This is a genomic window from Gemmobacter sp. (assembly GCF_046292685.1).
In the GTDB taxonomy this organism is placed as follows: domain Bacteria; phylum Pseudomonadota; class Alphaproteobacteria; order Rhodobacterales; family Rhodobacteraceae; genus Wagnerdoeblera.
Genome location: NZ_JBKBQM010000001.1, coordinates 63,717 through 87,419 on the forward strand (window position 1 = coordinate 63,717; position 23,703 = coordinate 87,419).

General features: G+C 69.6%; 23 protein-coding genes. 18 read left to right on the forward strand and 5 right to left on the reverse strand.

The annotated features are described in order from the left end of the window. Positions 1-84 precede the first annotated feature (84 nt). From ACK4S2_RS00265 to ACK4S2_RS00335, 15 genes are all read left to right on the forward strand, one after another. Entirely contained in the window at positions 85-1,686 is a 1,602-nt protein-coding gene (locus tag ACK4S2_RS00265; protein ID WP_409619089.1) for an AMP-binding protein, read from the forward strand. Continuing rightward, entirely contained in the window at positions 1,679-2,113 is a 435-nt protein-coding gene (locus ACK4S2_RS00270) for an organic hydroperoxide resistance protein (protein WP_409619092.1), read from the forward strand. The genes ACK4S2_RS00265 and ACK4S2_RS00270 overlap by 8 nt, the downstream gene beginning before the upstream one ends. Positions 2,114-2,116: 3 nt before the next feature. Beyond that, positions 2,117-3,286, forward strand: coding sequence for a thiolase family protein (locus ACK4S2_RS00275; RefSeq protein ID WP_409619094.1), 1,170 nt, complete (start codon positions 2,117-2,119; stop codon positions 3,284-3,286). Continuing rightward, positions 3,283-4,506 (forward strand): SDR family NAD(P)-dependent oxidoreductase, encoded by a 1,224-nt coding sequence (locus ACK4S2_RS00280; RefSeq protein WP_409619097.1) that lies wholly within the window; start codon positions 3,283-3,285, stop codon positions 4,504-4,506. Before ACK4S2_RS00275 ends, ACK4S2_RS00280 begins: the two co-directional genes overlap by 4 nt. Beyond that, positions 4,506-5,288 carry a cyclase family protein gene (locus ACK4S2_RS00285; protein WP_409619100.1) on the forward strand — a complete coding sequence of 261 codons (783 nt, stop codon included), beginning with the start codon at positions 4,506-4,508 and terminating at the stop codon, positions 5,286-5,288. Before ACK4S2_RS00280 ends, ACK4S2_RS00285 begins: the two co-directional genes overlap by 1 nt. After that, a complete protein-coding gene (locus ACK4S2_RS00290) occupies positions 5,285-6,070 on the forward strand; it encodes an aspartate/glutamate racemase family protein (protein ID WP_409619102.1) in 786 nt (261 codons plus the stop codon). Before ACK4S2_RS00285 ends, ACK4S2_RS00290 begins: the two co-directional genes overlap by 4 nt. Beyond that, the gene (locus ACK4S2_RS00295; RefSeq protein WP_409619105.1) at positions 6,067-7,686 is read left to right on the forward strand and encodes an AMP-binding protein; all 1,620 of its coding nucleotides are present in this window, start codon (positions 6,067-6,069) and stop codon (positions 7,684-7,686) included. Before ACK4S2_RS00290 ends, ACK4S2_RS00295 begins: the two co-directional genes overlap by 4 nt. Positions 7,687-7,798: 112 nt before the next feature. Then, complete coding sequence (gene dctP, locus ACK4S2_RS00300) at positions 7,799-8,773, forward strand: TRAP transporter substrate-binding protein DctP (protein WP_409619107.1); 975 nt, start codon at positions 7,799-7,801, stop codon at positions 8,771-8,773. A 97-nt stretch (positions 8,774-8,870) separates the two neighbouring features. Next, positions 8,871-9,383: a TRAP transporter small permease gene (locus ACK4S2_RS00305; RefSeq protein WP_409619110.1), complete on the forward strand. Its 513-nt coding sequence runs from the start codon at positions 8,871-8,873 to the stop codon at positions 9,381-9,383. A 3-nt stretch (positions 9,384-9,386) separates the two neighbouring features. Beyond that, on the forward strand, positions 9,387-10,712 hold the full coding sequence (locus ACK4S2_RS00310; protein ID WP_409619113.1) for a TRAP transporter large permease subunit: 1,326 nt from the start codon (positions 9,387-9,389) through the stop codon (positions 10,710-10,712). 6 nt (positions 10,713-10,718) lie between these two features. Next, complete coding sequence (locus tag ACK4S2_RS00315) at positions 10,719-11,408, forward strand: EthD family reductase (protein ID WP_409619116.1); 690 nt, start codon at positions 10,719-10,721, stop codon at positions 11,406-11,408. After that, positions 11,405-12,094 (forward strand): GntR family transcriptional regulator, encoded by a 690-nt coding sequence (locus ACK4S2_RS00320; RefSeq protein ID WP_409619119.1) that lies wholly within the window; start codon positions 11,405-11,407, stop codon positions 12,092-12,094. Before ACK4S2_RS00315 ends, ACK4S2_RS00320 begins: the two co-directional genes overlap by 4 nt. Then, positions 12,091-13,179, forward strand: coding sequence for an LLM class flavin-dependent oxidoreductase (locus tag ACK4S2_RS00325; protein WP_409619122.1), 1,089 nt, complete (start codon positions 12,091-12,093; stop codon positions 13,177-13,179). Before ACK4S2_RS00320 ends, ACK4S2_RS00325 begins: the two co-directional genes overlap by 4 nt. Then, entirely contained in the window at positions 13,176-14,552 is a 1,377-nt protein-coding gene (locus ACK4S2_RS00330; protein WP_409619125.1) for an FAD-binding oxidoreductase, read from the forward strand. The genes ACK4S2_RS00325 and ACK4S2_RS00330 overlap by 4 nt, the downstream gene beginning before the upstream one ends. Then, positions 14,549-15,301, forward strand: a complete 753-nt coding sequence (locus ACK4S2_RS00335; RefSeq protein WP_409619127.1) for an HpcH/HpaI aldolase family protein — start codon at positions 14,549-14,551, stop codon at positions 15,299-15,301. The genes ACK4S2_RS00330 and ACK4S2_RS00335 overlap by 4 nt, the downstream gene beginning before the upstream one ends. Here the strand turns inward: ACK4S2_RS00335 and ACK4S2_RS00340 are convergent. Both ACK4S2_RS00340 and ACK4S2_RS00345 read right to left on the reverse strand, forming a co-directional pair. Then, on the reverse strand, positions 15,298-16,536 hold the full coding sequence (locus ACK4S2_RS00340) for a Tm-1-like ATP-binding domain-containing protein (RefSeq protein WP_409619129.1): 1,239 nt from the start codon (positions 16,534-16,536) through the stop codon (positions 15,298-15,300). The genes ACK4S2_RS00335 and ACK4S2_RS00340 overlap by 4 nt on opposite strands. 83 nt (positions 16,537-16,619) lie before the next feature. Beyond that, the gene (locus tag ACK4S2_RS00345; protein ID WP_409619132.1) at positions 16,620-18,101 is read right to left on the reverse strand and encodes an aldehyde dehydrogenase; all 1,482 of its coding nucleotides are present in this window, start codon (positions 18,099-18,101) and stop codon (positions 16,620-16,622) included. An 82-nt stretch (positions 18,102-18,183) separates the two neighbouring features. Between ACK4S2_RS00345 and ACK4S2_RS00350 the strand changes: the two genes are divergently transcribed. From ACK4S2_RS00350 to ACK4S2_RS00360, 3 genes are all read left to right on the forward strand, one after another. After that, complete coding sequence (locus ACK4S2_RS00350; protein ID WP_409619135.1) at positions 18,184-18,960, forward strand: IclR family transcriptional regulator; 777 nt, start codon at positions 18,184-18,186, stop codon at positions 18,958-18,960. Positions 18,961-18,970: 10 nt separating this feature from the next. Further along, a complete protein-coding gene (locus ACK4S2_RS00355; RefSeq protein ID WP_409619138.1) occupies positions 18,971-20,323 on the forward strand; it encodes an aspartate aminotransferase family protein in 1,353 nt (450 codons plus the stop codon). A 73-nt stretch (positions 20,324-20,396) separates the two neighbouring features. After that, positions 20,397-20,882, forward strand: coding sequence for a CAP domain-containing protein (locus ACK4S2_RS00360; protein ID WP_409619141.1), 486 nt, complete (start codon positions 20,397-20,399; stop codon positions 20,880-20,882). Positions 20,883-20,938: 56 nt separating this feature from the next. Here the strand turns inward: ACK4S2_RS00360 and ACK4S2_RS00365 are convergent, their stop codons facing one another. From ACK4S2_RS00365 to ACK4S2_RS00375, 3 genes are all read right to left on the reverse strand, one after another. Continuing rightward, entirely contained in the window at positions 20,939-21,406 is a 468-nt protein-coding gene (locus ACK4S2_RS00365) for an Hsp20 family protein (protein ID WP_409619144.1), read from the reverse strand. Positions 21,407-21,518: 112 nt separating this feature from the next. Continuing rightward, the gene (locus ACK4S2_RS00370) at positions 21,519-22,304 is read right to left on the reverse strand and encodes a 3'(2'),5'-bisphosphate nucleotidase CysQ (RefSeq protein WP_409619147.1); all 786 of its coding nucleotides are present in this window, start codon (positions 22,302-22,304) and stop codon (positions 21,519-21,521) included. Beyond that, entirely contained in the window at positions 22,291-23,655 is a 1,365-nt protein-coding gene (locus ACK4S2_RS00375) for a TldD/PmbA family protein (RefSeq protein ID WP_409619150.1), read from the reverse strand. Before ACK4S2_RS00375 ends, ACK4S2_RS00370 begins: the two co-directional genes overlap by 14 nt. Positions 23,656-23,703 lie beyond the last annotated feature (48 nt).

The window sequence follows — 23,703 nt, forward strand, 5'->3', positions numbered from 1 at the left end:
TTATCGGTCGCGCAAACTCTTTGAATTGGAAAGACCGAAGATGGCGGCGTAGCCTGACCCTGGGGAACACAGTCGGGGGGACCGATGGCCGAGGTTGCGACACCGTATCAGGCACTCGCCACCGGCGCGGAAAAGGCGCCGGGCCACCCCTGCATTCTGGCGCCGGCCTCGGCCAGGCTGCCCTGGGCGCCCCATGGCTACTGCATCAGCTACGGCGACGCGCTGGCCGAAACCCACCGCCTGCGCGACGCCTACATTGCCGCCGGCTATGGCCGCGGGTCTCGGGTGGCGTTGCTGATGGGCAACCGGCCGGAGTTTATCCTGCACTGGATGGCGCTCAATGCCATCGGCGCCTCCGCCGTGCCGATCAACGGCGACACGCGCCCCGACGAGCTGCGCCACCAGATGACCGTCAGCCAGGCCGAATGCGTGATCGCCGCTCCGGGCTTCGAAACGCTGCTGGCGGCAGGCGTGCCGGATGGCGTGCCGGTGGCCGCCCCGGATGCGCCGATCCCTGCCGCGCCGGTCCGGCGCAGCGCCGAAGGCGGACACCCGGACGACGAAGCGGCCTTGCTGTTCACATCCGGCAGCACGGGCAAGCCCAAGGCCTGCATCCTGTCGAACCACTACTTCCTGAACGTGGCGCGCTGGTACACCACCATGCCCGGCATCGCCGCCATGACCCCGGGGCAAGAGGTATCGCTTACGCCGCTGCCGTTCTTTCACATGAACGCGCTGGGGTGCACCGTGGTGGGCATGTTGACCATCGGCGGCACCATCGTGCCGCTGGACCGCTTCCACCCCGACCGCTGGTGGGCGACCATTGCCGACAGCGGCGCCACCATCGTGCATTCGCTGGGGGTGATTCCGGCCATCCTGCTGCAACGCCCCCCCGGCCCCGACGACCGCCGCCACCGCGCGCGGTTCACCTTTGGCCCCGGGGTGGATGCGCAGCACCGGGTTGCCTTCGAATCCCGCTTCAACCTGCCCATCGTCGAAGGCTGGGCCATGACCGAAACCGGCGCCGGCGCCATTACCGATACGGCGGGCGTCGCCTATGACCCCGGCCGCCGCTGCATCGGGGTCGCCCGCGGCGACATGGAATGGCGCATCGTCGATGACGCAGGCCAGGACGTGCCGCCTGGCCAACCGGGCGAGCTGTGGTGCCGCACCCGCGGCCCCGACCCGCGGCGGGGGTTCTTTTCGGGCTATCTGGGCGACCCGGCCGCGACCGAGGCCGCCTGGGAAGGCGGCTGGTTCCACACCGGCGACATCATGTCGGTGGACGAGGCGGGCCGGTTCTATTTCGTCGATCGCAAGAAAAGCATCGTGCGCCGGTCGGGCGAAAACATCTCGGCGCTGGAGGTCGAGGCGGCACTGGCCGCCGACCCGGCCGTGCAGGCCGTGGCGGTGACCCCGGTGTCCGACCCGGTGCGCGACGAGGAGGTGTTTGCCTTTGTCGTGCCGGCAGGCGATGCGCCCGATGCCGAAACCCTGCTGGCCCGGGTGGGCGAGCGGCTGAGCTATCACAAGCTGCCCGGCTGGCTGGTGTTCACGGGTGCCTTGCCGGTCAGTTCCACCAACAAGCTGCAACGCGGCGAAATCCGTGCCCGGGCCGAAGCCGCGGTGGCAAACGGCGCAGCGCTGGACCTGCGCAAATTGAAAAGGAAACTGCGTCATGGCTGAGATGGTGCCGGAAAAGATCCTGTATCAGGCGACGATGACCGCGCACGGCGGGCGCGACGGGCGGGCAAGCGCACCCGACGGCAGCCTGTCGCTGACGCTGACGGTGCCCAAGGGCCTGGGCGGGCCGGGGGGCGATGGCACCAACCCCGAACAGCTGTTCGCCGCCGGCTATGCCGCCTGTTTCCTGGGCGCGGTCAAGCTGGTGGGCCGGCAACGCAAGATCGCCTTGCCCGAGGATACGGCGGTGACCGCCACCGTGGGCATCGGGCCGGTGGCCGTGGGTTATGCCCTGGCGGTGGAGCTTTCGGTTTCCTTGCCCGGCATCGACCCCGCGCTTGCGCAAGAGATCGTGGCAGGCGCGCACGAACGCTGCCCCTATTCGCACGCCACCCGCGGCAATGTCGCCGTGACGCTGACGGTGGTGTGACCCATGCCCACCCCGCGCGGGTATGACGGGGTGGTTCTGGCGGCGCCGGTGACGGTGCCCTACGCCCGCTTTTCCACGAAGCCGGCGCAATGGTGGGTGGGCAAGGCGCTGGCCGGGCTGGCTGCGGCCTCGGGCCTGGCGCATACCGATTTCGACGGGCTTTCGGTGGCAAGCTTCAGCCTCGCCCCCGACAGCGCCATCGGGTTGACGCAGCATTTCGGCCTGTCGCCCCGGTTTCTGGATTTCCTGCCCCTGGGCGGGGTGGCCGGGGTGGCGGCCTTGCGCCGGGCCGCGCGGGCGGTGCAGGCGGGCGATGCCGATGTGGTGGCGATGATCGCCGCCGACACCAATGCGCCGCAATCCTTCCGCCAGTCGCTGGAAAACTTCTCGCGCTTTTCGCAAGACGGGGTTTACCCCTATGGCGCAGGCGGGCCGAACGTCAGCTTTGCGCTGATCGCTGCGGCCTACATGGCCGAAACCGGGCTGACACGGGCGGATATCGGGCGGCTGGCAGTGGCGCAGCGGGCGAACGCCCTGCGCACGCCGCACGCGCTGATGAAAAAGCCGCTGAGCCTGGACGATTACCTTGCCGCGCGGCCCATCGCGCCGCCCATCCACCTGTTCGACTGCGTGATGCCCTGCGCCGGGGCCGAGGCGTTTCTGGTGCTGCGCGAGGAAACGGCGCGCGCGCAGGGCCTGCCCTTTGTCCGGCTGGCGGCCGCGATCGAGCGGCACAACGGCTTTCCCGCTGATCCGGTGATGCGGCGCGGCGGCTGGCAGCGCGATATCGGCACACTCTGGGCGATGGCGGGCTGCGCGCCGGAGGATATGGACCTGGTGCAGACCTATGACGATTACCCCGTCATCAGCGCGATGCAATTCGCCGACCTCGGGTTCTGCGCGCCGCAGGAGCTGCCGGATTTCCTGAAAGCGCATGACTTCACCGTGATCGGCGACCTGCCGCACAACACCAGCGGCGGGCAGCTTTCGGTCGGGCAGGCGGGCTGCGCAGGCGGACATCTGGGGCTGGTGGAATCGATCCGGCAGCTTCTGGGCACGGCAGGCGACCGGCAGGTTGCAGGCGCGCGGCGGGCGCTGGTGTCGGGCTTCGGGATGATCAACTTCGACCGCGGCCTGGGCTCGGGCGCGGTGGTGCTGGAGGGGGCAGGATGAGGGCCAGGAAGAACCCCCTGCACCGCACCCGCCGCCCGGCCCTGCCGCCGGGCGCCCGCAGCCGCGCCGCGCATCTGCTGACGGCGGCTGCGGCCGAAGGGCACTTTGCCCTGCCCTGCTGCACCGCCTGCGGGCGGTTCGCCTGGCCGATGCCAGAGCTGTGCCCGGCCTGTCTGGGCGACATTGCCCTTGTGCCCGCCCCGCAGGGCGCGCGCCTGTTGTCGGCCACCACGGCAGAGGTGCCCGCCGACAGCTATTTCCGCGAACGCGCGCCCTGGCGCGTGGGGCTGGTGCAGATGGACTGCGGGCCGCAGGCACTGGTGCATCTGTCGCCCGGGGCAAGCATGGGCGACACGCTGCGCCTGTCGCTTCTGCTGGACCGGGCCGGCAACGCCGTGCTGCACGCGGCCAGGGAGGGCGAGGATATGGCATCCGATCCGCAATGGCAGGAAATGGTCGCCGACCCGCGGGACCGCCGCGTGCTGATCACCGACGCCCGCCACATCGCGGCCCTGCCGCTGGCGCAGGCGCTGCTGAGCGCCGGGGCGGCGGGGGTTTACATGGGCGTCCCCGACCCGTGGAAACCGCTGACCGTCCGCGCGGCGCCGGAGGCAATGCCGGGCGTGCAGATGGTGGCGCTGGACGTGACATCGGACCGTTCGGTCCATGACCTCGCGGCCCAGATCGGCGGCAAGGTCGAAATCCTCATCAACACCGCCGATCTGCCCCGCCCCGGCGGCCTGATGGCCCCAGCCGCCACGGCCGAGGCCAAGGCCGCGATGGAAACGGTGGCCTTCGGCCTGATGCGGCTGGCGCGCGCCTTTGGCCCCGCCCTTGCGGCGCGCGGAGCCGATGGCGACCGGGGCGCGGTGGCTTGGGTCAACCTCCTGTCGGTCTTTGCCCATGCCCACCCGCCCGGCCTGGCCGGCTATGCCGCCGCCCATGCCGCCGCGCTGGCCTTTTCCCGTGCCTTGCGCGCCGATCTGGCGCAAGGGGGCGTGCGGTTGCTGACCGCCTTTGCCGGGCCGACCGATGATGCGTGGTTCCAGGGCTTTGCCCAGCCGAAAGTCACCGGCAAGGCGCTGGCCGATGGCATCGTCGCGGCCCTGCTGCGCGGGCAAGAGGAAGCCGTCATCGGCGATCTGGCCCGCGACCTGATGGACCGCCTGCGCGAAAACCCCAAGGGGGTGGAACGCGAGCTTGCCCAGGGGAGGTTGTGATGATCCTTTCGGCCTTCACATCGGCGCTGACTTCGGGGCGGGTGCAGGTCGTGGATCTGACCCAGACCCTGACCGAGGATTTCCCGACCATCGTCCTGCCGCCCGAGTTCGCCCAATCCGCCCCCGTGCGGATCGAACGGCTCAGCCGCTACGATGCCGCAGGCCCCGCGTGGTACTGGAACAACCTCAGCTTCGGCGAACATACCGGCACGCATTTCGATGCCCCCGCGCACTGGTTCACCGGGCGCGACCGGCCGCAGGGCACGGTGGATACGCTGCCGCCCGAACACATGATCGCGCCGGCCGTGGTCATCGACTGTTCGGCCGAGGCCGCCGCCGATGACGACCACCTGCTGACCCGCCCCGCGCTGGAGGCGTGGGAGGCCGCGCATGGCCGCATCCCGTCCGGCGCCTGGGTGCTGATGCGCACCGACTGGTCGCGGCGCAGCGGCGCGGCCTATGCCAACCTGCGCAGCGATGGCGCCCATACCCCGGGGCCTGATGCCGAGGCGATGCGCTGGCTGGTGCAGGACCGCGGAATCCTGGGGTTCGGAACCGAAACCATCGGCACCGATGCCGGGCAGGGGGGCGATTTCACGCCCCCCTACCCTGCGCACCATTACCTGCACGGCGCAGGCCGCTATGGCCTGCAATGCCTGACCAACCTGCACCTTTTGCCCCCCACCGGCGCGGTGCTGATCGCGGCGCCGCTGAAAGTGCACGAAGGCTCGGGCAGCCCCTTGCGCGTGCTGGCGCTGATCCCCGGAAAGGACACCCCATGAAGATCTGGTGGCAAAGCTTCATCGACGCATCGGCCAGCGCGGCCTACATGGCGCGGCTGTCGGACTACCTGAACGGCATCGCCAGCCCCGGCACCACGGTGCATGTGCACGGCCTGACGCCCCCCGACCGCGGCTTTTCCCGCCTGTCGGAGTTTCGCTGCGCCGTCCTGACCGTGGACAACGGGCTGGAGGCCGCGGCCCAGGGCTATGATGCCTTTGTCGTCGGTCATTTCCAGGAACCGGGGTTGATGGAGCTGAAATCGGCCCTGCCCATCCCCGTGGTCGGCACGGGCGAGGCGACCTTGCATCTGGCAGCCCAGATGGGGCGGCGGATCGGGCTTGTCTCGCTCGACGACATCTACCGCGACTGGCATCTGGAACAGGGCGATCTTTACGGCCTTGGCGGGCGGATTTCCCATGTGGCGGGGCTGAACGCGAACCCGTCGGATTTCTCGGCAGCCTTTGCAGGCGACACCGCGGCCAAGGACCGGATGATCGCGGCGTTCCGCACGGTGGCCGAACCGATGGTCGCCGGCGGCGCCGATGTGATCGTGCCGGCAGGCGTGTTGCCGGGGCTGCTGATCGCCGGCGAACACGGGCTGAAGGTGGGCCATGCGCCGGTGGTCAACTGCGCCGCCGTCGCGCTGATGCAGGCGGAAATGCAGGTGCGTCTGTTCCGGCTGAACGGGCTTGAACCGGCCGGCGGCGCCTATTGCGCCCGCGCGCCGCAAGTCGCCATCGACGATTTCCGCGCGCTGGTGGCACGGGGGCGGGGGGCATGACGCTGGCAGCCAGCCCTTCGGCGCAACTGGCGGCGGTGGCAGCAGCGCAAGGCGACCGGCCATTGTTCATCCTGCCGCAGGTGGTGGCCGACCTGTGGGGCGCAGGCCGCACGGAATGGACCTATGCCGAAACGCAGGCGCAGGTGCTGGCCTTGCGCGCGGCCTATGCCGCCGCTGGCTATGGCCCGGGGCACCGCGTCGCGCTGCTGCTGGAAAACCGGCCGGTGCATTTCCTGCACTGGCTGGCGCTGAACGGCCTGGGCGTCTCGGTCGTGCCGATGAACCCTGACGCGACGGCGGACGAGCTGCATTACCTGCTGACCCACTCCGGCGCCGTGCTGGCCGTGGCGCTGCCGCACCGGCTGGCGCAGGTGCAAGGGCATGGCGTGGCGGCGATGGCCGATGGCGATGCACCGCCGCCGGCACCGACCGCCCCCGGCCCCGGCCCTGCGCCGGGCGATGGGGAATGCGCGCTGATCTATACCTCGGGCACCACCGGGCGACCCAAGGGATGCATGCTGTCGGACCGCTATTTCATGGGCTGGGGCGCCTGGTATGCCGCGCAGCCCGCGCCGGTGACCTTGCGGCAAGGGCAGGAACGGTTGCTGACCCCGCTGCCCGCCTTTCACGTCAACGCGATGGGCAACAGCTTCATGGGGATGCTGGCCACGGGCGGCGCGCAGGTGATCGTCGATCGGTTCCACCCGCGCAGCTGGTGGGACATGGCGCGCGAAACGCAGGCCACCTGTTTCCATTATCTGGGTGTGATGCCGGCAATCCTGCTGGCCATTCCCGAAACCCCGCAAGACCGCGACCACGGCTTGCGCTTCGGGCTGGGCGGCGGGGTGCACCCCGACCATCACGCCGCCTTCGAATGCCGCTTCGGCGTGCCGCTGCTGGAAGGCTGGGCGATGACCGAAACCGGGGGCGCCTGCCTGCTGAGCGCGGTGCAGGAACCGCGCCACGTCGGCACCCGCTGCCTCGGCCGCCCCACGCGCCCCGGCCCGGCGATGGAGGTCCGGCTGGTGGACGATGCCGGGGCCGAGGTTGCCCAAGGCCAGCCCGGAGAACTGTGGGTGCGCGCCGCCGGCCCCGACCCGATGCGCGGGCTGTTTTCCGGCTACCTCAACGACCCGGCGGCCACCGCCGCCGTCACCGCGGGCGGCTGGCTGCACACCGGCGACATCATGGTGCAGGGCCCGGACGGTTCGCTGCACTTCATGGACCGGAAAAAGAACGTGATCCGCCGTTCCGGCGAAAACATCGCCGCGCTGGAGGTCGAAGGCGTGCTGAACGCGCATCCCCAGGTGGCACAAGCCGCTGTCGTGGCCACCGACGACCCCCTGCGCGGCGAGGAGGTTCTGGCCGTCATCGTGCCGCGCCCCGGCGCCGACGAACCGGCGCTGGCGCGGGCGCTGCTGGGCCACGCCGCCGAACGGCTGGCCTATTTCAAGGTGCCGGGTTTCGTGGTGTTCCGCGATGCGCTGCCCGTCACCTCGACCCAGAAGCTGCGCAAGGCCGATCTGGGCGACTTGGCCGAAAACCCGATGGCCGACCCGCGCGCCCATGACCTGCGCGCCGAAAAACAGGCGCTGCGTGCAATCCTTCGAACATGAAACATTGCTAGGGAGGGGAAAATACCGTATACAGAATACAAAGAACTGGCAGCCAAGCACTGACCGGCCCTGCCCGCCCCCGCGGGACACCACCACCAACACGGAGCACTCCATGAACAAGCTGAAATCGGTGGCCTTCGCCGCCATGCTGTCGGTGTTCGGCACTGCCGCCACCGCAGAAGACGTCATCAACGCTGTGCACTTCGCCCCCGGGCCCAGCGACTTCACCCAGGAATTCCTGCGCTTTGTCGCGGCCGTGAACGAACGCGGCAAGGGCGTGGTGCGCATCGACGTCAAGGGCGGGCCCGAAGTCATCCCCAACCCGCAGCTGGGCACCGCGCAGCAGAACGGGCTGATCGACATGATCCACACGCCCGCGGGCCTGTATCTGGAACTGGTGCCCGAAGGCGAGGTGCTTTCGGCCTCCAGCCTGCCGCCGGCCGAGGCCCGCAAGAACGGCGCCTGGGATCTGATCGACAGCATCTACCAGCAGAAAGGCAACGCCAAGCTGCTGGCGCACATGAACGCCTCGGCCGGGTTCCACATCTGGACGGTGAACGAGCCCAAGCTGACCGCCGACGGGATGCTGGACTTTTCCACCATCACCATCCGCGCGTCGCCGCTTTACAAGCAGCTGTTCGACAACCTGGGTGCGACGATGATCATCCAGCCCGCGCCCGAGGTCTATACCTCGCTGGAACGCGGCGTCATCAACGCCAACGCCTATCCGGTGCTGGGCTATGCCTCGTTCGGCTGGGACAAGTTCACGAAATACCGCGTCGATCCCAGCTACTTCCGCATGGACGTGCTGATCTCGATGAACAAGGATTCGTGGGAGGCCCTGTCGCCCGAGGCCAAGAAGATCGTCGGCGAAACCGCGGCCGAGTTCGAACAGAAGTCCTATGACGAAACCGCCGCCCTGGCCGCCAAACTGGCGCAGGAGATGGTCGACAAGGGGCAGAAGGTGGTCAGCATGACCGGCGCCGGCAAGGAAAAGTTCCTGGCGATGGCGGCCGAAGCCTCGTGGCAGCGGATGGAATCGCGCGACCCGACCCACATCGCCAAGCTGAAAGAGCTGTTCCAGTAACCTGACCGGACCGGGGCGCGCCCCCGGCCCGACCTCTCTGCCCGCCCGCACCCGGCGCCTTGCGCCGGCCATCGGGCCCCTGACCGGAACCCTGCCGATGAAAACCCTGTTCGACCTGTCGGGTCGGCTCTGCTGGCTGTTGGCCATCGCCGCGCGCCTGTTGATCGGTGCGCTGGTGCTGCTGGTGGTGGCCGATGTCGCCGTGCGCAATTCCGGGCTGCGCCCCCTGGCCTGGGCGGTGAACACCTCGGAATTCTTCCTGCTTTACATCACCTTCCTGTCGATGCCGTGGCTGGTGCGAAAGAAGGGGCACGTGTTCGTGGAATTCCTGCGCATCGCCTTGCCGCGCCAGGCCAAGCAGGTGCTGTCGCGGGTGGTTTACGTCGCCTGCATGGTGCTGTGCCTTTACATCGGCTGGGTCGCGCTGAACTCGATGTTGCTGGCGATCGAGCGGGGCACCTACGAGATGCGCACCTTCGACATCCCGAAATGGGTGGTCTTTGCGCCGATGGTGCTGGCCTTTGGCCTGTCGGCGCTGGAATGGCTGCGCTATGCGCTGGGATACGACGATTTCTACGACCGCGACCTGCTGGAAGTCGGGGGGCACTGACCGATGGACTGGCTTTATGCCTTTGCGGCGCTGATTTCCTCGATCCTGGTGCTGATGGGGTTGGGGCTGCCGGTGGCCTTTGCGTTCTTTGCCACCAACATCATGGGCATGTTGCTGGTCTTCGGGCCGGGCCGGTTCGACCGCGGCGTGACGCAGATGGTGGCGAACTTTTCCGAGGCGATCACCACCTATGCGCTGGCGCCCTTGCCGATGTTCCTGGTGATGGGCAGCCTGTTCTTCCGTTCGGGGCTGGGCGACCGGGTGATCCACGCGCTCGACCTGGCCATCGGCAACCTGCGCGGGCGGCTGTCCTATGTGACGCTGGGGTCGGGCGCCGTGTTCGCGGCGCTGTCGGGTTCGAGCCTGGCCAACGCCGGCATGATGGGCTCGATGATGGCGCCCGAAATGCTCAAGCGCAACTACAAGCCGCACATGGCCTTCGGGCCGATCCTGGGGGCCGGGTCGCTGGCGGTCATCATCCCGCCGTCGACGCTGGGGGTGCTGCTGGGGTCGCTGGCGCAGATCGACGTCGGCGCGCTCTTGATTGCCGGATTCATTCCCGGCCTGGTGCTGGTGTCGATGTTCGCCCTGCTGATCTGGGTTCAGACCGCGATCGACCCGGATGCCGCCCCGCAATATCCCGTCCCCACGGCAAGCGGTTGGGCCAAGTTCAGCGCGGTGGCGTCGAACATCCTGCCGATGGGGTTCCTGATCTTCTGCGTGGTGGGCACGATCATCCTGGGGATCGCCACGCCGACCGAAAGCGCGGGCCTTGGCTGCATGGGCGTGATCGCCCTGCTGCTGGTTTATCGCAAGTTCCGCTGGGCGGTGATCTGGCAGGCGCTGGACGATGCGATGAAGGTCACCGGGATGACCTTTCTCATCATCACCGCCTCCACCACCTTCAGCCAGATCTTTGCGTTCTCCGGGGCATCCAGCGGGTTCATCACGGCGATCACCAGCTTCGACATCGGGCCTTACGGCATCCTGGCGACGATGATCGTGGTGGTGCTGGTGCTGGGCATGTTCATGGACCAGGTGTCGATGATGCTCATCACCATTCCGCTGTTCATGCCGATCGCCAAGTCGTTCGGGTTCGATCCGGTGTGGTTCGGGCTGATCCTGCTGCTGGCCTATGAAATCGGCTTCACGACCCCGCCCTTCGGGATGCTGCTGTATGTGGCGCTGGGGTCGGCGCCCAAGGGCACCACGCTGCGCACCATGGCGGTGTCGGCTGCGCCCTATGTCGGCCTGACGCTGGTCCTGATCGGCACCATCGTCGCCTTTCCGCCGCTGGCGCTGTGGCTGCCCGGCATGATTGCGAGGTAGCCGCCGATGTCCTTTGCGCTGGTCCTGTTCCACGACAACGCGCCGGTGGCGGTGCCGGCGGCCGAGCTTGCCGCGCTGCGGGGGCTTCTGGCCCGGGTTCCGGCGCTGGAAGATGCGCTGATCTTCACCCCCGCCGCCGCGCGCGACAGCCATGTCGACGACGGCGCGCCGCCGCCGCTTGGCCTGCAGCTGCACTTTGCCCGGCTGGAGGCGCTGGAGGCCGCCTGCGCCCGCGATGGCGTCTTGCAGGGCCTGCCGGGGTTGCTGCCTTCGCTGGTCGGCGTGGGGGCGAATGCCCAGGCCTTCTGGCGGCGCACCTGGGCGGTGCCCGACCCCGTGCTGCACGCCGCGCCGGGGGCGCTGCCCTGTTCCTATGTCGTGCATTACCCCGGCCCGGCCGAGGATCCGAACGCCTGGCACGACCATTACATGACCGGGCACCCCCCGCTGTTCCAGCGCCTCCCCGGCATCCGCGGGATCGAGATCCTCACCCCTGTCGAGTGGGTCAGCCACCTGCCGATGGCCAAGGCGCAGAACCTGCAGCGCAACCGCGTGCTGTTCGACAGCCCCGAGGCGCTGACCGCCGCGCTGCAATCGCCTGTGCGGCACGAATTGCGGGCCGACTTTCACACCTTTCCGCCGTTCCGTGGTGGGAATTTCCACTATCCGATGTGGACCGACCGGGTGCGCCCATGACCGACGATGCCTTTGCCGTGCGGCGCGCGCCGCCTCTGGCGGTTCAAGTGACCAACGCCTTGCGCGCCATGCTGGCCGAGCCGGTGTTCGCGCCGGGCGCCCGGCTGGTGGAGGAGGATCTGGCACGCCGTCTTGCAGTCTCGCGCACCCCGGTGCGCGAGGCGCTGTTCCGCCTGGCGCAACTGGGCCTGGTCGATCAGCGCGATGCCGGGTTCTTCGTGCCGCAGCTGACCTTGCGCGACATCCACGAAATCTTTCAGATCCGCCGCCTGCTGGAACCTCAGGCCGTGGCCGACATCGCCGCCAACCGGCCCGATGCCGACATGCCCGCCTACCTTGCCGCGCGCGACCGCATGGTGGCCGCCACCACCCCCGACGAGGCCACCGCCGCCAACATCGCGTTCCGCGCGCTGTGGCTGTCGCGCATTCCCAACCAGCGCATGCAGCAGGTGCTGCGGCAATTCGACGATCAGGTCATCGTCGTGCGCCGCGCGACCCTGCGCCTGCCCGATGCGCCGGCGGTTGCCACGGCCGGCGTCGTCGCGCTGGTGGAATGCTTTGCCACCCGCGATGCCGCCGGCGCCCGCCGCGTGATGCAGGATTTCATCGATTCCGCGCTGGCCTGGTTCGAAACCGCGGTCAGCACCCCCGAAAACGCGCGCCCCGACCCGAAGGAAACCCCATGACCCCCCACCCCATGCACGGGCCCAACCTTTTCAAGCTGGGCGTGTTTTCGACCAATGCCGACGGCGGCCTGACCGTGACCAAGGTGCCCGAACGCTGGACGGCCGCCTGGCCGCAGATCGTGCAGGCGGCGCAGATCGCCGACCGGGCCGGCATCGACTTCTTTCTGCCCATCGCCCGCTGGAAGGGCTTCGAGGGCGAAACCAACGCCCGCCAGCATTCGTTCGAAACCTTCACCTTTGCCGCCGCCCTGGCCGGGGTCACCGAACGCATCGGGCTGTTTTCCACCGTGCATGTGCCGATGGTCCACCCGGTTTTTGCCGCCAAGGCCTGGGCGACCGTCGACCACGCTTCGAACGGGCGGGCCGGGCTGAACATCGTGGCCGGCTGGAACCCCGACGAATTCGGCATGTTCGGGCTGGAGCGGGTGGATGCCCCTTATGACCAGGCCGGCGAGTGGATCGAGATCATCGGCCGGCTCTACAGCGAAGCCGCGCCGTTCGATTACGACGGCCGCTTCTACAAGCTGCGCAAGGCCGCCACCGCGCCCAAGCCCTTGCGCGGGGTGCGCCCGCCGGTGCTGAACGCGGCCTTCTCGCCCCCCGGCCGGGCCTTTGCCGCGCAGCACGCCGATTTCCTGTTCACCACCTTCAAGAGCATCGAGGCCGGCCGCGACACCATCGAGGATGTGGCCCGCCGGTCGGAACAGACCGGGCGCAAGGTCGGGGTCTATACCACCACCCACGTCGTCTGCCGCCCCAGCCGCGCCGAGGCCGAGGACTATTACGAACACTACGCCGTCACGATGGCCGACAACGCCGCGCTGGACTACATGATGGGCACGCAGGCCGCCAATGCCTCGAACCACGACGCGGAAACCTATCGCCTGCGGCGCAAGTGGTTTGCCGGCGGCGCCGGAACCTATCCGCTGATCGGCACGCCGGACGACATTGCCGAACAGATGGTCGAAATGTCGCGCGCGGGCTTTGCCGGCACCACGGTCAGCTTCGTCAACTTCGTCAACGAACTGCCATTCTTCTGCGACGGCGTGTTGCCCTTGCTGCGCAAGGCGGGGTTGCGGGCATGATCGTCGAACGCCTGCTGGCCGAACTGGGCCCCGATATCGTGACCGCAGGGGACGACATCCCCGACCGCAACCGCAAGGACTGGTCCGGCCTGCCGCCGGTGCTGCCGCTGGCGCTGATCCGCCCGCGCAACACCGATCAGGTCGCCGCCGTGCTGCGCCTCTGCAACGCGCTCGGCACCCCGGTGGTGACGCAAGGGGGGCTTTCGGGGCTGTGCGGCGGGGCGCATCCGCTGGCGGGCGGTGTGGCCCTGTCGCTGGAACGGATGAACCGCGTGCTGTCGGTGGACCCGACCCAGGCCACCCTGACCGCCGAGGCCGGCTGCATCCTGCAAACCGCGCAGGCGGCAGCGGCCGATGCCGGCATGCTGCTGGCGGTGGATCTGGGCGGCCGCGGGTCTTGCACGCTGGGCGGCATCATCTCCACCAATGCGGGCGGCAACCAGGTGCTGCGCTATGGCATGACCCGGGATCACGTCCTGGGCCTGACGGCCGTGCTGGCCGACGGCACCGTGTTGCCGGCGATGAACCGGCTGCTGAAGAACAACGTGGGGCTCGACCTCAAGCAACTGTTCATCGGCGCCGAAGGCACGCTGGGCGTGGTGACCGAGGCGGTGTTCCGCCTGCACCCGCGCCCCACGCACAGTGCCACGGCCTTTGCCGGCCTGCCCGACAGTGCGGCGATGCTGGCGCTGCTGGCACGGGCGCGCGCCGCGCTTGGCCCGATGCTGACCTCGTTCGAGGTGATGTGGCCCAGCTTCTACGACGTCATGCAGGCCGGGTCGGGTGCGGCGCACCCGCTGACCGGGCGGCACGGCGTCTATGTCATCGTCGAGGCCGGCGGGTTCGACCCCGCCACCCGCGACCGGCTGGAATCGCTGCTGGCCGAGGCGATGGAGGCCGGCGTGGTCGAGGATGCCGTGATCGCCGCCAACCTGCGCGAGGAACGCGCGCTCTGGGCGGTGCGCGAGTCGGTTTCGCAATACCCGCGCATCCTGGGCCCGATCACGCCTTTCGACATCGGCATCCCGCTGGACCGCATGATCGCTGCCGTGGCCGCGCTGGAATCGCGCATCAAGGCGCGCTGGCCCGATGCCCAGACGCTCAGCTACGGCCACATGGGCGACAGCAACCTGCACCTCGTGGTCAACGTCCCCTCCTGCGGCGCCGCGCAGCCGACGAAGGAAATCAAAACCCTGGTCTACGACCTGACCCGCGATCTGGGCGGCACCGTATCGGCCGAACACGGGATCGGCACACTCAAGCGCGATGTGATGGGTCACAGCCGCTCGGCGGCGGAGCTGGCCACGATGCGCACGATCAAGGCCGCGCTGGACCCGCGCGGCATCCTGAACCCCGGAAAGGTCTTTGCATGACACCGCTGCGCCAGCGCATTCGCGCCGCCCACCGCGGCGAGGCCCCGGTGCTGCGCGGGCCGTTTCTTGCAGTGCCTTCGCCGATGGTGGTGGAAATCGCCTGCGGCTCGTTCCCCGATTTCGTCTGCATCGACATGGAACACGGGCCGATCGACCCTTCGACCGGCGAAGGCATGGTGCGGGCGGCTGCGGTGCATCGGGTCGCGGCCCTGGTCCGCGTGCCGGGGAACGATCCTGTGGCCATTGCGCAGGCGCTGGATTGGGGTGCCGCCGGCGTGCTGGTGCCGCGGGTGAACTCTGCCGCCGAGGCGCTGGCGGCGGTCGATGCCGCCCGCTACCCGCCCGAAGGCTCGCGCGGCGCAGGGCCGGGGCGGGCCGCCGGCTATGGCCGCGACATTCCGCGCTATCTGGACCGTGCGCGCGCCGAAACCGTGGTCGCCGTGCAGGTGGAAACCGTCGCCGGGCTGGAGGCCGCAGCCGAAATCGCCGCCGTGCCGGGGGTGGACCTCGTGTTCGTCGGGCCGGGCGACCTGGGCGTGGGGCTGGCGGCGGCAGCGCGCCCCGAAAGCGTGGCGCAGGCGGTGGACCGCATTCTTGCCGCCTGCGCGGGCGCAGGCTGCCCCGCCGGCATCTTTGCCATGTCGCGCGAGGGGCTGGCGCCCTTTGCCGGGCGCATCGCGCTGGGGATCGCGGGGTCGGATGCCTCGGTGCTGGTGGCCGGGTTCGACGCGGCCTTCGGCTCGGCCTAGGCCCGGCCGGGCGGCACGATGCCACCTGCCACCCAGGCATCGAAGGCCGCCAGCACCGCATCGGCAAAGGCGTCGTCGTTGATATGGGCATCGAGCTCGACCAGCCGGACATTGGCCGGGCAGCGCAGCCGGAGCTCCTCGCAGAACTCGGCCAGCGCGGCGGGGTCGGACAAGGGGCCGCCCGGCCTGTCCCATTCGTTGCAGCCTTGCACGGGCAGAAACAGCGTGACCGGCGCCTCGGCCAAGGCCAGCTTGTCGCAGATCGCACGCGCCACCTGCCGGCGCTGCGGCCCATCCAGCAGATAGCTGGAAATCAGCCGGTTGTGCGCGTGGCTCGGCTGGCCCCGGAAGGCGGCCGGGGGTTCGTGCCAGCCCACCACATCCAGCAGGTCATAGCAGCCCGGCGCCACCATCTGCGGAATCCCGCGGCGCCCGGCCGCGGTCATGCGGTCGGGGCCGGCGGAAATGGCCGATCCGAACAGATGGTTGGAAACCTCCTGCGGGGCGAAATCCATCACCGCGGCAAAGGCGCCCTGATCGGCCAGCGATTCGAACGCTCGCCCGCCCATGCCCGTGGCGTGGAACACCGCCACCTCGTAGCCGCGCGATTCGAGCGCCGGTTTCAAGCGGACCATATAGCGCAGGACCGTCTTGCCGAAGCTGGTCATGCCGATCAGCGGCCGGTCGCGGCGCGGCGGCTCCGCCGCCCGGGCGGCCCCCAGGACCGCGCCCGCCGCCTGGCTGAGCGACGCCTTGCAGACGGAGTTGAGCCCGTAAAGCCCGCCAGCCCACAGGATCATCTGCACATCCGCCGCCAGCCGTTCCGGCGGGATCATGGGCGAAAAGCTGACGGTCGAGACGATGTATTTCGGCACACCCAGCGGCAGGGCCGCGCACAGGTCCAGCGCCAGATCGGTGCCCATGCTGCCGCCCAGCACGATCACGCCGTCGAAACGCCCTTCTCGGTGCAACCGGGCGCACAAGGCAGCGGCACCGCGCGCCATCAGCTGCATCGCGGTGTTTTCGCTTTCAGCGGCGATCGCCTCGGCAATGCTGCCACCGCCGGCCGCGGCGACATCGTGCTTGGACCAGTCGGTCGGGGCCTGCGGATCGCCCAGAACGCTGACATCCATCGTCAGCGCCTGCCCGCCTTGCGCGCGGATCACCTGCGCCAGATAGGTGAGTTCGTCGTCTTTGGTGTCGTAGGTTCCGACGATCAGGATACGGTCGCCCATGCCTCGGCTCCGGTTCTGGCGGCCGGCGCCGGGGGCTTCGCGCCCCCGGACCCCCGCGGGATATTTGTCTCAAGGTGAAAGGATCAAAGCTGGATCCAGGCGGTTTTCAGATCGGTGTATTTTTCCAGCGCGTGCAACGACTTGTCATGCCCGTTGCCCGATTGCTTGACACCGCCCAGCGGCACGGTGACATCGGTGCCGCCATAGGTGTTGACGTGCACCACCCCGGCGCGCAAGGCGCGGATCATGCGGTGGGCGCGCGCCAGGCTGGCGGTCCAGACGCCGGCGGCAAGGCCGTAGTCGGTGGCATTGGCCAGGCGGATCGCCTCGTCCTCGGTGTCGAAGGGGGTTACGGCCAGCACGGGGCCGAACACCTCCTCGCGGAACAGGCGGTGGCCGGGGGCGACGCCGGCGACGATGGTCGGGTCCATGTAGAAACCGCCGGTTTCCGCCAGCGCGCGGGTGCCGCCCAGCACCACTTGCCCGCCTTCGGCCTGCGCATCGGCGACAAAGCGCAGGTTGCCCGCCAGCTGGGTTTCGGAATTGACGGCGCCGATCTGCGTGGACAGGTGCAACGGGTTGCCGGGGCGCATGGTCGCCGTTGCCGCGCAAAGGGCCGCGACAAAGGCGTCGTGGACGCTGCGTTCGACCAGCAGGCGCGACCCGGCCACGCAGACCTGCCCGGCATTGCGGAAGATCGCGGTGGCGGCGGCTTTCGCGGCAGCGGCAAGGTCGGGGGCGTCGGCAAAGACGATGTTGGGCGACTTGCCGCCCAGTTCCAGGTAGCAGCGTTTCAGGTTGGAGCGGGCCGAGTATTCCAGCAGTCGCCGCCCGGTGGCGCCCGAGCCGGTAAAGACCAGCACATCCACATCGGGCGACAGGGCCAGCGCCTCGCCCGTCACCCGCCCGGGGCCGGTGACCACGTTGAACACGCCGGGCGGCACGCCCGCCTCGATCGCAAGTTCCGCCAGCCGCAACAGGGTGAGCGAGGCGGTTTCCGCCGGTTTCAGCACCACCGAATTGCCCGCCGCCAGCGCCGGCGCGATTTTCCACGCGCCGATCATCAGGGGGAAGTTCCAGGGCACGATGGCGCCGACCACGCCCACGGCCTCGCGGTGGACAAGCCCCAGCACATTGGGCGCGGTGGGGGCGATTTCGCCGTAAACCTTGTCGATCGCCTCGGCGTAATAGCGGAAGGTGCCCGCGGCGCTGCCCGGTTCGGCCTTCAGCGCCATGAAGATTTCCGTGCCGTTGTCGCGCACGCCGAGCACCGCCAGTTCCAGGGCGTGCCGTTCGATCAGGTCGGCCAGCCGGTGCAACACCGCCTTGCGGGCAGCCGGGGCGGCGCGCGACCAGCGCCCGGCCTCGAAGGCTGCCCGGGCGTCGGCGGTGGCGCGGGCCACATCCTCGGGGCTGGCATTGGCAAGCGTGGTCAGGATGCGGCCGTCGATGGGCGAGATCACCGGGGTTTCGCCGCCCTGCCCCTCGACCCATGCGCCGCCGATCAGCAGGCGCCCTTTCGGAACGGGCTGCGCGGCAAGGCGGTCGATAGCGGCCTGATCCATGATTCCCTCTTTAACGGTTCAATATATGAACCACTGGTTCAAATATCTTGACGGCTCGGCCTGTCCCTGTCAAGCTGCCTGCATGAGCACCGTTGCAAAAGCCCTGGACCTGCTGAGCCTGTTCACCCGCGCCGAACCCCAGGCGGGGTTGTCGGAGCTTGCGCGGCGGGCGGGGCTGAACAAGGCCACCTGCCACCGGCTGCTGACCGACCTTGCCGCTGCGGGGCTGGTGGAACAGGTGGGGCCGGCGCGGGAATACCGGCTGGGGCCGGCGGTGCTGCGCCTGGCCGCCTTGCGGGAATCGGCGGTGCCGTTGCAGGCTGCGGCCCGCCCGGTGCTGGATGCGCTGGCCGAGGCAACGGGCGAAACCGCGCATCTGTCGGTGCTGGTGGCCGGGCGGTTGCAGGCGCTGGCCTTTGCCTATTCCACGCGCCACGCCACGCGGGTGATGATGTCGGATGCCGATGTGCTGCCGTTTCACGCCACCGCCTCGGGCCTTGCGGTGCTGGGCGCGCTGGACCCGGCCGCGCGCGAAACCGTGCTGGCAGCCCCCCTGCCTGCCCTGACGCCGCTGACCGTGACCGACCCGGCCGCCTTGCGCGGCCTCGCGGCTGCCGTGCGCGCCGAAGGCCATGCCGAAAGCATCGGCGGGCTGGAGCTGGAGGTGCATTCGCTGGCCGTGCCGCTGTTCGGCGCCGACGGCGCCTGCATGGGCGCGTTGGCGGTGGCAGCACCCCGCGCGCGGATGCAACCCGCCACCGTGCTGCCCGCGCTGATGCAGGCCGCCGCCCGCATCACCACCCATCTGGGCGGCCAACCGCCCGACGACATCGCCGCCCGCTGGCGCGCCGCGGCTTGAGGAGACGCCCATGAAAGACGCCAATTTCCTGAAAGCCAACAACGCCCGCAGCCTGTGGCACCCGATGACGGCACCGGCCGACAGCCTGGCCAACCCGCCGACGATCGTGGTGGAGGCGCATGGCACGCGCATCCGCGATATCGACGGGAAAGAAGTGGTGGATGGCGTCGGCGGGCTGTGGAACGTCAACCTCGGCTATTCCTGCCAGCCGGTGAAGGATGCCATCGCCGCCCAGCTGGACCGGCTGCCCTACTATTCGATCTTCCGCGGCACCTCGAACGATGCGGTGATCGAACTGGCCGAGGCCTTGCGCGAATTCTTCGCCCCCGACGGGCTGACCCGGGCGTTCTACACCTCGGGCGGGGGCGACAGCGTGGAAACCGCGCTGCGGCTGGCGCGGCAATACCACAAGATCCGCGGCGAGGCGGGGCGGGTGAAGTTCCTGTCGCTGAAAAAGGGCTACCACGGCACGCATTTCGGCGGGGCAAGCGTGAACGGCAACGCCAATTTCCGCACGATGTACGAACCCCTGCTGCCCGGCTGCTTTCACATTCCCGCGCCCTACACCTATCGCAACCCGTTCAACGAAAGCGACCCGGCGCGGCTGGCACAACTGTGCCTGGCGGCGCTGGAGGATGAAATCGCCTTTCAGGGCGCCGGCACCATCGCGGCCTTCATCATGGAGCCCGTGCTGGGCGCCGGCGGCGTGATTCCGCCGCACCCCAGCTTCATGCCCGGCGTGGCCGAGATCTGCCGCCGGAACGGCATCCTGCTGATCGCGGACGAGGTCATCACCGCCTTCGGCCGCACCGGCGCCTGGTCCGGCAGCCGGCTTTGGGGTGTGCAACCCGATTTCATGGCAACCGCCAAGGCCATCACCAACGGCTATTTCCCCTTTGGCGCGGTGATGATCGCCGAGCACGTGGCCCAGGTGTTCGAGCGCGACGAAAGCGGCAAGGCCGCCATCGGCCACGGCTACACCTATTCGGGTCACCCGGTGGGGGCTGCGGCGGCGGTGGCTTGCCTGACCGAGACGCAGCGGCTGAACGTGGTGGAAAACGCGGCGGCCCGGGGGGCGCAGCTCTGGGCCGGGATCAACCGGCTGAAGGACCGCTTCGAGGTCATCGGCGACGTGCGCGGGGGGCATGGGCTGATGCTGGCGCTGGAACTGGTGGCCGACCGTGCCAGCCGCAGGCCCGCCGACAAGGCGGTGCCCGCCCGGGTGCAGCAGGTGGCCTATAGTGCGGGGGCGATGGTGCGGGTTTCGGGGCCGAACATCATCCTGTCGCCGCCGCTGGTGCTGACCGAGGCGGATGCGCAGGTGATCCTGTCGGCACTGGAAACGGGATTTGCCGCGTTGTAGGCGGAAAGGCGAGGGGCGCTGCCCCTCTTGGCCTGCGGCCAATTCACCCCGGGATATTTGGGACAAGGTGAAGATGGGAAACGGCGGGATCGGACGCGCGCTTCTGGCAGTGCTGATGCTGGCGGTCTGGCCGGTGCTGGCGATGGCGCAGGGGGCTTGCGTGCCGGTTCAGGGCGGCACGGCGGCCGAGGCGCGGTTGCTGGACTGGGTGAACCGCACGCGCGCGGCCTATGGCGTGGCGGCGCTGGAACCCTCGGCCGCACTGCGGGCGGCGGCCTGGGCCCATGCCTGCGACATGGCGATGCACGGGTTTTTCGACCATCAGCGCCCGGGCGGGCCGGACCTGCGGGGACGAATCGCGGCGCAGGGCTATGCGATGCAGGCCGCGCACGAGAACCTCGCCTTCACCCGGCGGCTGGATGCCGGGGTGGTGGCGCAGATCTGGCAAGGGTCGCCGCCGCACCGGGAAGGGTTGCTGCGCGGCGATCTGCGCCACGCCGGCCTTGCGGTGGCCAAGGGCAGCGGCCGGCTGTGGTGGGTGTTGGTGATGGCGCGCTGAACGCAAGACGGGGTGCGGTTGCCCGCACCCCGCCGCGAAAGCCGGTTGGGGTCCGATCAGGCGTCGATCGGTTCGCTGACCGTCGCCTCGACCGTGCGGACATCGCCGCGGGCGATCTCGATCCGGCGGGGTTTCAGCGCTTCGGGCGTTTCGCGCACAAGGTCGATGTGCAGCATCCCGTGTTCGTGGATGGCGCCCGACACCTTGACATGATCGGCCAAGGCGAACTTGCGCTCGAAGGCGCGGGTGGCGATGCCGCGGTGCAGGTAGGTGCGTTCCACCGTTTCCGGCGCCTTGCGGGCGGTGATGTGCAGCGTGGTGTCCTTGACCTCGACGGCCAGATCCTCGGGCGCGAATCCGGCCACGGCGATCGAGATGCGGTAGCTGTTTTCGGCCGTCTTCTCGATGTTGTAGGGCGGGTAGGTGGGGGCAGCGTCGCCCACAAGGGCGCGGTCCATCAGGTCGGCGATGCGGTCGAAGCCGACGGTGGCGCGGTAGAGCGGGGCAAGATCGAAATTGCGCATGGCATCCTCATTCAGAGCGATGATGTGTGCCCTCCCCTTCGGGGCAAGGCGGGTTTGCCGGGCCCGTTGCGGCGCCCGGATAAAGGATAGCTGGGAATGCCCTGGCGCGATGTCAAGAGGCGGCGCGGGTGCGCGCCAGCAGGGGCCCATGCAGGCCGGGCGCCGCCGCGATCACCCCGGGCACCTGCGGATGCGCCGCGTTGAACTGCAGCGGCCCGCCGCGCGCATCGGTGACGATGGCGCCGGCACGCTCGGCGATCAGGCTGGCGGCGGCGATGTCCCATTCCCAGGCGTCGCGGAAGGTGACCATCGCGTCGTGCCGCCCTTCGGCCACCAGGCAGATGCGATAGGCCAGCGAAGGCCGGAAGCTGCGCCTGAGGTCGGGCACCCCGCCGGGCCAGTGCTGTGCGGCCATGTTGGGCGCCGTGGTCAGCACCCGGGCGCCGTCGGGCTCGGTGGCGGGGCTGGCGGTCAGCGGCTGGTCGTTCAGCGTGGCCCGGCCCTGGCTGTGGGCGGCATAAAGCCGCTTGAGCGCCGGCAGATAGACCACGCCCGCGCGCATCCGACCGGCCTCGGCGATGCCCAGCGCGATGGCAAAGGTATCCTGCCCTTCGATGAAGGCGCGGGTGCCGTCGATGGGGTCGACGATGAAGCACAGCGCGCGCTCCAGCCGGTCGGGGGTATCGGCGGTTTCCTCGGACAGCCAGCCGTAGCCGGGCCGGGCGTTGCGCAGCCGCTGCGCCAGCATGGCGTTGACGGCAAGATCGGCCTCGGTCACCGGGCCGGTGCCGTCGGACTTGTTCCAGGCCCTGGGGTGGCGCCGCCAGTAGCGCATGGCAACGGCGCCGGCCTCGCGCGCGGCGTCGGCCAGAAGCGCCAGGTCTTCAGCCGCCCGCAAGCGTCAGTCCTTCGACCAGCAGGCTGGGCACGACCGTGGACAGGTGCGGCCGCGCATCGTTGGCCGGGGTGATGCGGCGCAGCATGTCGCGCAGGTTGCCGGCGATGGTGCATTCGTTCACCGGCCAGGCGATTTCGCCGTTTTCCACCCAGAACCCGGCCGCCCCGCGCGAATAATCGCCGGTGGTCGGGTTGATCGTCGCCCCCAGCATCGAGGTGACCAGCAGCCCCGTGCCCATGTCGCGGATCAGGTCGGCGCGGCTGGCCGAGCCTTGCGTAAGCGCCACGTTGCCCGGGCTGGGGGCCGGCGGGCCGCCGGTGCCGCGGGCGGCGCTGGCGGTGCTGGGCAGGCCCAGCTTGCGCCCGGTGGCAAGGTCCAGCACCCAGGATTGCAACACCCCGTCCTGCACCAGCGCCCGGCGGGTGCACGGCAGACCTTCGCCGTCGAAGGGGCGGCTGGCCGAAATACGCGGGCGCAGCGGATCCTCGATCAGGTCCAGCCCCGGCGGCAGCACCGGGGTGCCCATCGCGTCGCGCAGCCAGCTGGCGCCGCGGGCAATGGCCGTGCCGTTGATCGCCCCCAGCAGGTGCCCGATCAGCGAATTGGCCACCCGTTCGTCATACAGCACCGGAAAGGCGCCTGTCGGCGGCTTGCGCGCGCCGGCTCGTGCCAGCGTGCGCTCGGCCGCCAGATGCCCGACGCTGGCCGGGTCGGGCAGGTCGGCCTGCCACAGGCGCGATTCCGCGGCCCAGTCGCGTTCCATCGCGCTGCCCGTGCCGGTGATCGCAACGCAGGACACCGAACGCGAGGTGCGCCCGTAGCCGCCCGAAAACCCGTTGGTCGCCGCCAGATGAAACGCCCGGCGCGCATAGCTGGCACTGGCGCTGTCCACCTGGGTGATGCCGGCGTGGCTGCGGGCCGCGGCCTCGGCGGCCAGCGCATCGGCCTGCAGGTCGGCCGGCGCGGGTTCGGGGGCGGGGTCGGCCAGTTCCAGCGCTGCCAGATCCCACCCTCGCGCCAGTTGCTCCGGCGCGGCCAGCCCGGCAAAGGGGTCTTCGGGCGCCTCGCGCGCCATCGCCACCGCGCGTTCGGCCAGCTCGGCCATCACCCGCTGCGACACGTCGCTGGCCGACACGCAGGCCTGCCGCCGCCCGATCAGCACGCGCAGGCCGATGTCCACGCCTTCGGACCGTTCCGCCTGTTCCAGTCGCCCGCCCCGCACGTCGATCGAGACCGACTGCCCTGCCACCGCCACCGCATCGGCGCTTTCCGCACCGGCCTTGCGGGCAATGTCCAGCATCGTCTGCGTCAGGCGTTCCAGGGCTGCGGAATCGAGGCGGGCATCTGTCATCGCAAGGGGGCCTTTCCATATGCCCCCCCGAGGTAACGCGCCGCCCCC

What these genes read in the sequence shown, in the direction of transcription:
- ACK4S2_RS00265 (WP_409619089.1), top strand. Translation starts at nt 85, where the DNA reads ATGGCCGAGGTTGCGACACCGTATCAGGCACTCGCCACCGGCGCGGAA.
- ACK4S2_RS00270 (WP_409619092.1), top strand. Translation starts at nt 1,679, where the DNA reads ATGGCTGAGATGGTGCCGGAAAAGATCCTGTATCAGGCGACGATGACC.
- ACK4S2_RS00275 (WP_409619094.1), top strand. Translation starts at nt 2,117, where the DNA reads ATGCCCACCCCGCGCGGGTATGACGGGGTGGTTCTGGCGGCGCCGGTG.
- ACK4S2_RS00280 (WP_409619097.1), top strand. Translation starts at nt 3,283, where the DNA reads ATGAGGGCCAGGAAGAACCCCCTGCACCGCACCCGCCGCCCGGCCCTG.
- ACK4S2_RS00285 (WP_409619100.1), top strand. Translation starts at nt 4,506, where the DNA reads ATGATCCTTTCGGCCTTCACATCGGCGCTGACTTCGGGGCGGGTGCAG.
- ACK4S2_RS00290 (WP_409619102.1), top strand. Translation starts at nt 5,285, where the DNA reads ATGAAGATCTGGTGGCAAAGCTTCATCGACGCATCGGCCAGCGCGGCC.
- ACK4S2_RS00295 (WP_409619105.1), top strand. Translation starts at nt 6,067, where the DNA reads ATGACGCTGGCAGCCAGCCCTTCGGCGCAACTGGCGGCGGTGGCAGCA.
- dctP (WP_409619107.1), top strand. Translation starts at nt 7,799, where the DNA reads ATGAACAAGCTGAAATCGGTGGCCTTCGCCGCCATGCTGTCGGTGTTC.
- ACK4S2_RS00305 (WP_409619110.1), top strand. Translation starts at nt 8,871, where the DNA reads ATGAAAACCCTGTTCGACCTGTCGGGTCGGCTCTGCTGGCTGTTGGCC.
- ACK4S2_RS00310 (WP_409619113.1), top strand. Translation starts at nt 9,387, where the DNA reads ATGGACTGGCTTTATGCCTTTGCGGCGCTGATTTCCTCGATCCTGGTG.
- ACK4S2_RS00315 (WP_409619116.1), top strand. Translation starts at nt 10,719, where the DNA reads ATGTCCTTTGCGCTGGTCCTGTTCCACGACAACGCGCCGGTGGCGGTG.
- ACK4S2_RS00320 (WP_409619119.1), top strand. Translation starts at nt 11,405, where the DNA reads ATGACCGACGATGCCTTTGCCGTGCGGCGCGCGCCGCCTCTGGCGGTT.
- ACK4S2_RS00325 (WP_409619122.1), top strand. Translation starts at nt 12,091, where the DNA reads ATGACCCCCCACCCCATGCACGGGCCCAACCTTTTCAAGCTGGGCGTG.
- ACK4S2_RS00330 (WP_409619125.1), top strand. Translation starts at nt 13,176, where the DNA reads ATGATCGTCGAACGCCTGCTGGCCGAACTGGGCCCCGATATCGTGACC.
- ACK4S2_RS00335 (WP_409619127.1), top strand. Translation starts at nt 14,549, where the DNA reads ATGACACCGCTGCGCCAGCGCATTCGCGCCGCCCACCGCGGCGAGGCC.
- ACK4S2_RS00340 (WP_409619129.1), bottom strand. Translation starts at nt 16,536, where the DNA reads ATGGGCGACCGTATCCTGATCGTCGGAACCTACGACACCAAAGACGAC.
- ACK4S2_RS00345 (WP_409619132.1), bottom strand. Translation starts at nt 18,101, where the DNA reads ATGGATCAGGCCGCTATCGACCGCCTTGCCGCGCAGCCCGTTCCGAAA.
- ACK4S2_RS00350 (WP_409619135.1), top strand. Translation starts at nt 18,184, where the DNA reads ATGAGCACCGTTGCAAAAGCCCTGGACCTGCTGAGCCTGTTCACCCGC.
- ACK4S2_RS00355 (WP_409619138.1), top strand. Translation starts at nt 18,971, where the DNA reads ATGAAAGACGCCAATTTCCTGAAAGCCAACAACGCCCGCAGCCTGTGG.
- ACK4S2_RS00360 (WP_409619141.1), top strand. Translation starts at nt 20,397, where the DNA reads ATGGGAAACGGCGGGATCGGACGCGCGCTTCTGGCAGTGCTGATGCTG.
- ACK4S2_RS00365 (WP_409619144.1), bottom strand. Translation starts at nt 21,406, where the DNA reads ATGCGCAATTTCGATCTTGCCCCGCTCTACCGCGCCACCGTCGGCTTC.
- ACK4S2_RS00375 (WP_409619150.1), bottom strand. Translation starts at nt 23,655, where the DNA reads ATGACAGATGCCCGCCTCGATTCCGCAGCCCTGGAACGCCTGACGCAG.